Genomic DNA, 9,618 nt, shown 5'->3' with positions numbered 1-9,618 from the left:
CTGACACCCGGTCGATCCACACGCCCGGCGGTCGGACGGCCCGCACGCCCGACGGCTCGGCGTCCGCCGCGGCTGACGCCCCGACCGCCCCCGCGCCCGACAGCCCTGACGCACCGCCAGTCCACACGCCCGACAACCCGCCCCGCGACGTCTCTGACACCCGGTCGATCCACACGCCCGGCGGTCGGACGGCCCGCACGCCCGACGGCTCGGCGTCCGCCGCGGCTGACGCCCCGACCGCCCCCGCGCCCGACAGCCCTGACGCACCGCCGGTCCACACGCCCGACAACCCGCCCCGCGACGTCTCTGACGCCCGGTCGATCCACACGCCCGGCGGCGTGACCACCGGCACTCCCGGCGCACCGACGACCCCCGCGCCCGGCAACCCGGCACTCGACACGCCTGACGCCCCGACCGCTCCCGCGCCCGACAGCCCGGCCCTCGACGCCCCCGCGGTCCGCGCGCCCGGCGGCCTGGCGCCCGAAGCCCATGACGCCGCGTCGGGCCGGTCCGGGGCGTTCGGCCGGGCTGGTCGGCGGGGGCGGCTGTTGTTCGGGGGGTGGGTCGTCTTCGCCGCGTGCAGTCACCTGGCGCTGCTCGTGGTGCCCGACCTGGAGACGGTGGCGTTCCACCTGGTGTGGATCAGCATGTCCGTGGTCTACGGCTTCCAGGCCTGGTCGCCCCGCCGGACGGCCGTGGTGCTCGCCGCCGTCACCCTGGTCACCGGCAGCACCATGGCCGACTACGCGCGGCACGGCCACCTCGGCTGGGACGAACTCGCCGAAGTCCCGCTGATGGCCCTGGTGTTCCTCGCCATGGTCTGGCACGTGCGCCGCCGGGCCGCCGCGCTCGCCGAACTCCGGGCCCTCGCCGAGCGGGAGCGCCGCGCGCAGCAGGACAAGGAGTTGTTCGTCCGCACCTGCTCGCACGAGATGCGCACTCCCATCACCGTGGCCCGCTGCTACGCCGAACTCGTGCGGGACGAACTGCCCGGCGACCACGGGCGGGAGGACCTCGACGTGGTCCTGGACGAACTCGACCGCCTCGGCCGCCTCGCGGGCCGGTTGCTGCTGCTCGCCGACGCCTGCCGCCCCACCGCACTCGACCGGGGGCCGGTCGAACTGGGCGCGCTGGTGCACCGCACCGTCCAGCGCTGGCGCCCCGCCACGGACCGCCGCTGGCGCCTGGACGCGCCGGCCGTGCGGGTGGACGGCGACGAGTCCCGGCTGGAGGCCGCGCTCGACGCCCTGGTGGAGAACGCGGTCAAGTTCACCTCGGCCGGCGACACCATCACCCTCCGCTGCCGGACCACCCGGCACGGCGCCGAACTGGACGTCGAGGACACCGGCATCGGCTTCGCCCGCTCCCCCGGGTCGGGTCTCTCCGGCACCGGCCTCGGGCTGGCCATCGTCCGCGCCGTACTCGACGGCCACGGCGGATCCCTCACCGTCTCCCCCGCCCCGCACGGCGGTTCCCTGCTGCGCATGCACCTGCCCGCAGCCTCCGCCGACTGACTCGGAACGACACCCCCCGACCACCCTGCGCCCGACGGATCCACTCGCCGCACCGGCGCGCCCCCGCCGACTCCCGCCCCCGTCCGCGAACCCCTCGCGGCCCGCCGACCGCCGAGCCGTGCGCCGGGATCTCCCAGAAACCTGGGATACCCCTGGTCCGGGCCGCTCTGACAGGCTGACCTGTCATGGACGCGCGCAGCGGGGTGCGTCCTGGGTACGAGGAGGTTTCGTGGTCGCCGGGCTGAATGGCCGCTCCGTCACCGTCTCCACCGCCGAGCGCCGGCGGCTGCGGTTCCGACTGCTGGGACAGCTCGCCGCCGAGGGCGACGACGGGCCGCTCGCTCTCGGGTCGCTCAAGCAGCGGTCCGTGCTGGCGGCGCTGCTCGGCCACCCCAATGCGCTGCTGTCGACCGACCTGCTGACCGAGGCGGTGTGGGAGGACGAGCCGCCCCGGTCGGCACGGAAGAACCTCCAGGTGTACGTCTCGGGGCTGCGCGGCACGCTCGGCGGTGAGCGGTTGGTCCACCGGCCCGGCGGCTACGAACTGCGGGTCGCGGAACAGGAGCTGGATTCGCTGCGGTTCGAGGGCCTGGTGCGCTCGGGGCGGGAGGCGGCGGCCCGCCAGGAGGACGCGGCGGCGGCCCGGCTGCTCGGCGAGGCGCTGCGGCTGTGGGAGGGGCCGCCGCTGCCGGAGCTGCGGCACTCCTCGGTGCTGCGGGGCGTCGCCGAGCGGCTGACGGGCCGCTACCTGGCGGCGGTCGAGGACTGGGCGGAAGTGGCGCTGCGGCTCGGTCGCGCCGCCCAAGTCACCAATACGCTCACCGAGTTGGCGGAGCGTCACCCGCTGCGGGAGCGGCTGCAGGCCGTCCATCTGCTGGCGCTGCACCGGTCCGGGCGGCGGGCCGAGGCGCTGGCGGCGTTCTCCGCGCTGCGGCGTCAGCTCTCCCGCGAGCTGGGCCTGTCGCCTGGCCCGGAGTTGGAGGCGTGTCACCGCGAACTGCTGGCCGACGGGGTCGCGCAACCGCCGGCCCGGCGGCCCGGGCGCACGGTGCTGCCCCCGGACACCACCGCCTTCACCGGTCGGGTACGGGAGTCGGCGGAACTGCTCGGCGCGCTGCGGCGGGCGGACGGGCCGGTGGTGCTGGCCGGTCCGGTCGGGGTGGGGAAGACGGCGCTGGCGATCCGGACCGCCCACGCGCTGCGGGCGGAGTTCCCGGACGGCCGCCTGCTCGTCCGGCTGCGCGACGCGTCCGGCCGGGCCCGCAGCCCGCAGGACGTCGCCGCCGACCTGGCCCGACTGCTGGACGGAGACCGGCCGCAGCCCGCGGCCCCCGATCCGGTCCGGACGCCGGCCCGCTGGCGCGACTGGCTGGCCGACCGCCGCGTGCTGGTGGTGCTGGACGGCGTGCCCGACGAGCGCACCGCCCGCGCCCTGCTGCCGCCGGGCGGCCCGGCCACCGCCCTGGTCACCGGCCGCACCCCGCTGGCGGGCCTCGGCGCCGCGCACCGCATCGACCTCGGGCCGTTCACCGTCCCCGAGGCGCTGGACCTGCTGTCGTTGCTGGTCGGCGCGCACCGGGTGGGCGCCGCCCCGGCCGCCGCCGAACGGATCGTCACCGCCTGCGGCCTGCTGCCCTCGGCGGTCCGGCTGGCCGGGTACAAGCTGGCGGCGCTGCGCCACCTGCCGCTCGGCGAGTTCGCCGACCGCCTCGCCGACCCGGACCGCGTCCTCGACGAACTCGCCGCCGGCGACGCCAGGTTGAGCGACCGGCTGGACGCCCAGTGGGACGCCCTGGACGACGGGCAGCGCCGCACCCTCACTCGGCTGTCCCGTCGCCCGTGGACCGGCGCCCTCGACCTGGCCCGGGCCGCCGACGCGCTCGGTCTGGCTGCCGGGCCCGCCCTGGACGCCCTGGAGCGGCTGATCGTCGCCGGCGTGCTGCTCTGCCCCGCCGAGGAGGTCTCGGCCCACGCCGCCCGCTACACGCTCCCCCGCCTCACCCACGTGCACGCCCGCCTCCGGGCCGGATCGTCGCCGGACACCGCCTGTACCGCCCCTTAGGCGGCGGTGTACCGGGGCGCAACCGGCCGCTGCCACTGTCGGAGCCGACGGGTGCTCGGACGGGGAGGGACGGACGTGGAACTGTCGGAGATCGTCGAGCTGCGCCCCGAGCCCGCGGCCGGGCTGCTGGTCGCACTGACCCGCCGCTGCCCGCTGTCGTGCGCGCACTGCTCCACCGCTTCCACGATGGACTCGCCCGACCACCCGAACGGCCCGCGGCGCACCCAACTGCTGCGCTTCGTCCGCTCGTTCACGCCGGAGCAGCGCCCGGAGGCGCTGCTGCTGACGGGCGGCGAGCCGCTGCTGCTGCCCGGCCTGGTGCACGAGCTGACGCGCGCCGCGCAGGCCGCCGGGTCGCGGGTCGCCCTGCTGAGCGGACTGTTCTTCGCCCGCGGCGGCGGGCCCGTCCCGGCGACGATCCTGCGGGCGATCACCGCCCTCGACCACTTCTCGGCCAGCCTGGACGCCCCGCACGAACGCGAGGTGCCCCGCGCGGCGGTGTTCCGCGTGCTGGCACGGGTGCTGGACGCGGGCGTGCCCGTCAGCCTGCACCTGACCGGCACCGGCCCCGAGGACCCGTACCTGGCGGAGGCGACCGACGCGGTACTGCGCGAGTTCGGCGCCCGGGTGCCGATGCTGGTCAACGAAGTCCGTCCGGTCGGCCGCGCAAGGAGCCTGCCGCCCAGGGCCGTTGGCGGCGTCCCGCACGCGCCCGCCTTCGCGCCGGGACGGGGCGGGCCGTGCGCGATGGCGGCGTGGCCGGCGATCGCCCCCGACGGCACGGTGGTCGCCTGCTGCAACCAGCAGGCCGTCGACCGGCGGCCCGTGCCGCCGCACCTGCGGCTCGGTCACCTCGCCGAGGACGACTGGCCGGCGATCCGCCGCCGCACCCTGGACTCGCCCCGCCTGCGGCTGATCCGCACCCTCGGACCGGACCGGCTGCGCGCCCGCCACGGCGCGGAGCCCGCCCCCGGCGGCTACTGCGGCGGCTGCCACGCCCTCCCGGAACGCCCGGGGGCGGACGACCTCGCAGCCGCCGGCCCGGCCGGCCGGCTGCTGGACCAGCTCACGGCCGCCCGCCGCCGCGCCGAAGGCCCGGCCGCCCTGCTGCGCCACTACGGCTGCGCCCCGTACGCCCACCTGGTGCGACCCGGGGCCACGACGTGATCCGCGGCAGCCGAGCCCAACTCGTCTCGTTCACACCGGCTGTGACGTTACGTCAGGAGAGTGCGGCGTGAGCATCCCGTTCTCCCGCGCACTGCATGTCCGGCTCGCGCTGGCCGCTCCGGCAGTGGAGCGGGCGACCGCACAACTGTGGCGTCCCGAGGGTGACTTGACGGCGCGTTACCGCACCTACCTGTGGGCGATGCACGCGCTGACCACCGCGTCCGTCCCACTCCTTGAACGTGCCGCCGCCAACTGTGCACGGCTGGACGATGATTGGGCGCCGCGGCTGGCGGCCTACTTCGCCGGCCACGCACAGGAGGAACGCGGTCACGATGCCTGGCTGTTGGAGGACCTGGCGGCGGCGGGCGTGCCGGTCGGACGGGTGCGGCCGCTGCCGCCGCCCCTGGTCGTGGAGCTGGCCGGCGCGCAGTACTACCGGATCGAGCACCGGCACCCGGCCGCCCTGCTCGGCTACCTCGCCGTGCTGGAGGGCCACGCCCCGTCGCCGGCCCTCGCCGGGGTGCTGGCCGCCCGCACCGGGCTGCCGCCGGCCGCGTTCCGCACCGTGCGCGACCACGCCGACCTGGACGCCGGGCACGTCGCCGCACTGGAACGGCAGCTCGACCGGCTTCCGCTGACGGCCCCTCAGCAGACCGAGGTGGCCGTCAGCGCCCTGCACACCGCGGGCATCCTCGCCCGGCTCTTCCACCAGCTCGCCGCGGACCCCGGAGGACAGCGATGACCGACCGCACCATCGGCCCCGACCCGGCCCTGGCCGCCCTGGTGGCGGCCGGGTTCGACCTGAGCGGCCTCACCGAGGAGCAGCACGCCGTGCTGCGGGCGCTCACCGACCAGGAGTTGAGCCTGCTGACCGACCTGAAGGCGCGGCTGGAGGAGGCCGGGCCCGAGGTCCAGGGACACGCGGAGGTGGCGGGCGGTGCTCTCTTCTGACGGCTTCGGCCCCGGACCGGACGAGCGCTGCCCGGGCTGCCGGCGCCCGCTGCCCGGCGACGCCCGGTTCTGCGCGTCCTGCGGCACGCCGCGCGCCGACCCCCGGGGCGCCGACACCGCCGGCCGCAAGATCGTCACCGTGCTGTTCTGCGACCTGGTCGGCTCCACCGCGCTGTCCGGGACGCTCGACCCGGAGGCGCTGCGCGGGGTCACCCTGCGGTACTTCGACGCGATGCGCGCGGCGATCGAGGAACACGGCGGCACGGTGGAGAAGTTCATCGGGGACGCCGTGATGGCGGTGTTCGGCGTGCCGTCCGTCCGCGAGGACGACGCCCGGCGGGCGCTGGCCGCCGCGCTCGGCATGCTCGCGGCGCTGCGGGCCCTGAACGCGGAGCTGGACGCCGGGCCGGGCGTCCGGCTGGCCGTCCGGATCGGCGTCAACACCGGCCGGGTGGTGACGGGTTCGGACGCCTCGGCGCGGCAGGCGCTGGTCTCCGGCGAGGTGGTGAACGTCGCCGCCAGGCTGGAGCAGAACGCCGGCGCCGGCGAGGTCCTGATCGGCCCCGACACCCTGCGGGCCGCCGGCCCGGGAGTGCGGACGGCCGAGGTCGGCCCGCTCCGGCTCAAGGGCAAGGCCCAGGCGGTGACCGCCCACCGGCTGCTCGGCCTGGACGGCGGCGAGACCGGGGGCGGGCACCGCAGCGACCTGCCCTTCGTCGGCCGGGACGCCGAACTGTCCGTCCTGGACGCCGAGTTCGGGCAGGTCACCGAGCACCGTTCGGCCCGGCTGGTGGTGCTCGGCGGCGAACCCGGCCAGGGCAAGACCCGGTTGCTCCGGCACTGGCTCGAACGGCCGGGCCCGGCACGCACGTCGGGCATCGGCCGGTGCCGTCCGACCGGCGAGCAGGCGGGCCTGCAACCGCTGGCCGACGCCGTCGCGGCCCTGCTCGCCGGCTCCCCGGGACACCCGCACCCGCCCGGCCTGGACGTGCTGGCCCAGGGCCTGCTCGCCGACGGCACACCCACCCCGTCCCTGGCGGACACCTGCGCGGCCCTGGTCGAGGTGCTCGGCGCACTGGCTGCCGCGACGCCGCTGGTGCTGGTCGTCGACGACGCGCACCGGGCGGCGGCGCTGCTGCTCGACCTGCTGGACCGGGTGGTGGCCGCGCTCACCGACGCCCCCGTGCTGGTCGCCCTCCTCGGCCGGCCCGAACTGCTCGACGCCCGCCCGGCCGGCGCGCACCGGGTGCTGGCCCTCGGCGGGCTGCCCGACCGGGAGGCGCTGCGGCTCGTCGAGGCACTCGGCGGCTCCGCGCCCGCACACCTGCTGGAACGGGCCGGCGGCAACCCGCTGCACCTGGAGCAGCTGCTCGCCGCCCCCGCCGGCGCGGGCGGCGACGGGGTGCCGCTCACCCTGCAGACGCTGATCGGGGCCCGACTGGACGCACTCGACCCGGCCGAACGGCGGGCCGTCGACCTGGCCTGCGTGCTGGGCCGGGAGTTCGCGCCGGACGAGCTGGCCGCGCTCGACACCGGCGGTCCGGACCTGTCGGCGGCGCTGCGCCGGCTCGGCCGCCACCGGCTGGTGGTGCCGGACGGCGCGGCGTTCCGCTTCGCCAGCGGCGTCGTCCAGGAGGTGGCGTACGAGTGCCTCTCCAAGCAGGGCCGCGCCGAACGCCACGAACGGGCGGCCGGGCTGCGCTCGGTCCGCTCGTGCGGCCCGGCGGCCGTCGGCGGCCACCTGGAGCGCGCCCACCGGTACCGGGCCGAACTGGGCCTGCACGGCGAACGCACCGAGGCCCTGCGGCTGGCCGCCGCCCGCGCGCTCGCCGAGGCCGGCGCCCGGGCCGCCGCCCGCACCGACCCCGGCTGGGCCGTCGACCTGCTGACCCGCGCCACCGGCCTGCTGCACCCCGGCGAGGACGGCCGGCTCCCCGCGGCCCGCCGGCTCGGCGAGGCGCTGCTCGGCCTCGGCCGGATCGAACCCGGCCGCGCGCTGCTCGCCGAGGTCGGCGGGAGCGCCGACGACCCGGTGGAGGTCGCCCACGCCCGGCTCAGCCTGGCCGCCCTCGGCCAGCAGCAGGACCCCGCCCCGGTGGCCCGGCAGACCCTCCCGGTGTTCGAACAGGCCGGCGACGAGCTGGGCCAGGCCCGGGCCTGCCTGCGGCTCGCCCAGCAGGAGCAGACCGACGGCCGGCACGCCGCCGCGACCCGGCTGCTGGGCCGCGCGGTGCGGCACGCCGAGCGGGCCGGCGGCGAACAGGAACGCGCGTCGGCGCTGGGCGCGATCGGGGTGTCGCTGTGGCGCGGCCCGGTCCCCGCGCCCGCCGCGGTGCGCCGCTGCCGGGAGCTGCTGGCCGCGCAGGGCCGCGGCCGGCGGGCGGTGGCGGTGACGCTGAACTGCCCGCTGGCGGTGCTGCTGGCACTGGCCGACGACGAGGCCGGCGCGGCGGCCTGCCTGGCGGAGGCCGGGCAGCACGCCGAGCGGCTGGGCTACGCGGAGGCGGCGGCCTTCCTGCCGCTGTTCGGCGCGACCGTGGCGGCGCTCGGCGGACGCGCCCGGGAGGCGCTGGAGCTGCTGGCCGCGGCGTCCGCCGCCGCCCGGGAGCTGGGCGGCGGCGCGCTGCTCAGCGGCGCCCTGCTGGACACCGCGCGGCTGCACCTGGACCTGGACGAGCCGGGCGCGGCCCGGTCCGCGCTGGCGGCGCTGGAACGGGAGCGGTCCCGCACCGGCGGGCGCCTGTCGTTCGCGGCCCTGGCCGAACGCGACGGCCTGCGGGCCCGGCTCGCGGCCGCCGACGGCGACCGGGACGGCGCGCTGGTGCTGGCCCGCGGCGCGGTCGCGGAGGCCGGGCGGACGGACTCGCCGATCCTGCAGGGCCTGGCCGCCGCCGACCTGGCCCGCACCGCCGCGCTGCTCGGCCTGGACCGGGAGCGCTCGCTGGCCGCCGCCGCAGCCGGCGGCCGTTTCGCGGCCAAGGGGCACGGCCCGGGCGTGCGGCTCGCCGGCGCCCTGGCCGGCCACCATCCCCGCAGAGAGGCAGTTTCGTGATGACGACCGTGCCCGACGCCGCGCCCCCGCGCGGCCTGACCTGGCGCCTGAGCGGCAGGACTCCCGAGGACGTCAGGCTGGAGGCGGACGTGCTGCCCGCGCGGCCCGCACCGGGGACGCTGGTCGGGGGGACCGGCCGGGGGGTGCGGGTCTGCGTCGTCGACTCGGGGGTGGAGCTCGCGCATCCGCTGGTCGGCGGCGTGGCCGGCGCGTGGGCGGTGCGCAAGGACGAGGCCGGGAGCATCCGGGTCGAGCCGCTGGACGACGCCGACCCGGGCGACACCTGCGGCCACGGCACGGCCTGCGCGGGCATCGTCCGCCGGGCAGCGCCGGACTGCGAGATCCACAGCGTCCGGGTGCTCGGCGAGCGGTTCTCCGGCAGCGGCGACGTCCTGCTGGCGGGCCTGCGGTGGGCGATCCGGCAGGGCTTCGAGGTGATCAACCTGAGCCTGTCGACCACCCGCGCCCGGTTCTTCGAGGACCTGCACGTGCTCGCCGACGAGGCGTACTTCGGGCGCAGCGTGATCGTCGCGTCCGCGCACAACACCCCGGTGGAGAGCTTCCCGTGGCGGTTCTCGTCGGTGGTGTCGGTGGGCAGCCACCCGGAGGACGACCCCGATCTGCACCTGTACAACCCGGAGCCGCCGGTGGAGTTCTTCGGCCCCGGCGTGAACGTGGAGGTGGCCTGGCTCGGCGGCACCACCGTGCGCACCAGCGGCAACAGCTTCGCGACGCCGTTCGTCGCGGGCCTGTGCGCGCGGATCCTGTCCGAGCGGCCGCGGCTGACGCCGTTCCAGCTGAAGCACGCCCTGTACCTGTCCGCAGCGAACGTCCATGTCGGCGGCGCCCGGTGAGCGCCGGCCCGCGCGTCG

The 9,618-nt window shown here is 77.6% G+C and carries 7 protein-coding genes; all 7 read left to right on the top strand.

Going from position 1 to position 9,618, the window contains the following annotated elements; all coding sequences use genetic code 11:
- Positions 1-338 precede the first annotated feature (338 nt).
- Complete coding sequence (locus ACFV1L_RS20480; RefSeq protein WP_380367712.1) at positions 339-1,514, top strand: sensor histidine kinase; 1,176 nt, start codon at positions 339-341, stop codon at positions 1,512-1,514.
- 229 nt (positions 1,515-1,743) lie between these two features.
- Positions 1,744-3,576, top strand: coding sequence for a BTAD domain-containing putative transcriptional regulator (locus tag ACFV1L_RS20475; protein WP_380367710.1), 1,833 nt, complete (start codon positions 1,744-1,746; stop codon positions 3,574-3,576).
- A 75-nt stretch (positions 3,577-3,651) separates the two neighbouring features.
- Positions 3,652-4,743, top strand: coding sequence for a radical SAM/SPASM domain-containing protein (locus tag ACFV1L_RS20470; protein WP_380367708.1), 1,092 nt, complete (start codon positions 3,652-3,654; stop codon positions 4,741-4,743).
- Between the two features lie 67 nt (positions 4,744-4,810).
- Positions 4,811-5,485, top strand: a complete 675-nt coding sequence (locus ACFV1L_RS20465) for an iron-containing redox enzyme family protein (protein WP_380367706.1) — start codon at positions 4,811-4,813, stop codon at positions 5,483-5,485.
- Positions 5,482-5,694, top strand: a complete 213-nt coding sequence (locus ACFV1L_RS20460) for an aroma-sacti cluster domain-containing protein (protein WP_380367705.1) — start codon at positions 5,482-5,484, stop codon at positions 5,692-5,694. Before ACFV1L_RS20465 ends, ACFV1L_RS20460 begins: the two co-directional genes overlap by 4 nt.
- On the top strand, positions 5,681-8,746 hold the full coding sequence (locus ACFV1L_RS20455) for an adenylate/guanylate cyclase domain-containing protein (RefSeq protein ID WP_380367703.1): 3,066 nt from the start codon (positions 5,681-5,683) through the stop codon (positions 8,744-8,746). Before ACFV1L_RS20460 ends, ACFV1L_RS20455 begins: the two co-directional genes overlap by 14 nt.
- On the top strand, positions 8,746-9,600 hold the full coding sequence (locus tag ACFV1L_RS20450) for a S8 family serine peptidase (RefSeq protein ID WP_380367702.1): 855 nt from the start codon (positions 8,746-8,748) through the stop codon (positions 9,598-9,600). Before ACFV1L_RS20455 ends, ACFV1L_RS20450 begins: the two co-directional genes overlap by 1 nt.
- The last annotated feature ends 18 nt before the right edge of the window (positions 9,601-9,618 follow it).

The organism is Kitasatospora sp. NPDC059646, assembly GCF_042734615.1.
Classification (GTDB): domain Bacteria; phylum Actinomycetota; class Actinomycetes; order Streptomycetales; family Streptomycetaceae; genus Kitasatospora.
Note: the sequence above shows the minus strand (reverse complement) of the source record. Positions and strands in the feature narration are given on the sequence as shown.

Excerpts from the sequence above, each read along its gene's own strand:
- ACFV1L_RS20460 (WP_380367705.1), top strand. The coding sequence starts at position 5,482 with ATGACCGACCGCACCATCGGCCCCGACCCGGCCCTGGCCGCCCTGGTG.
- ACFV1L_RS20450 (WP_380367702.1), top strand. The coding sequence starts at position 8,746 with ATGACGACCGTGCCCGACGCCGCGCCCCCGCGCGGCCTGACCTGGCGC.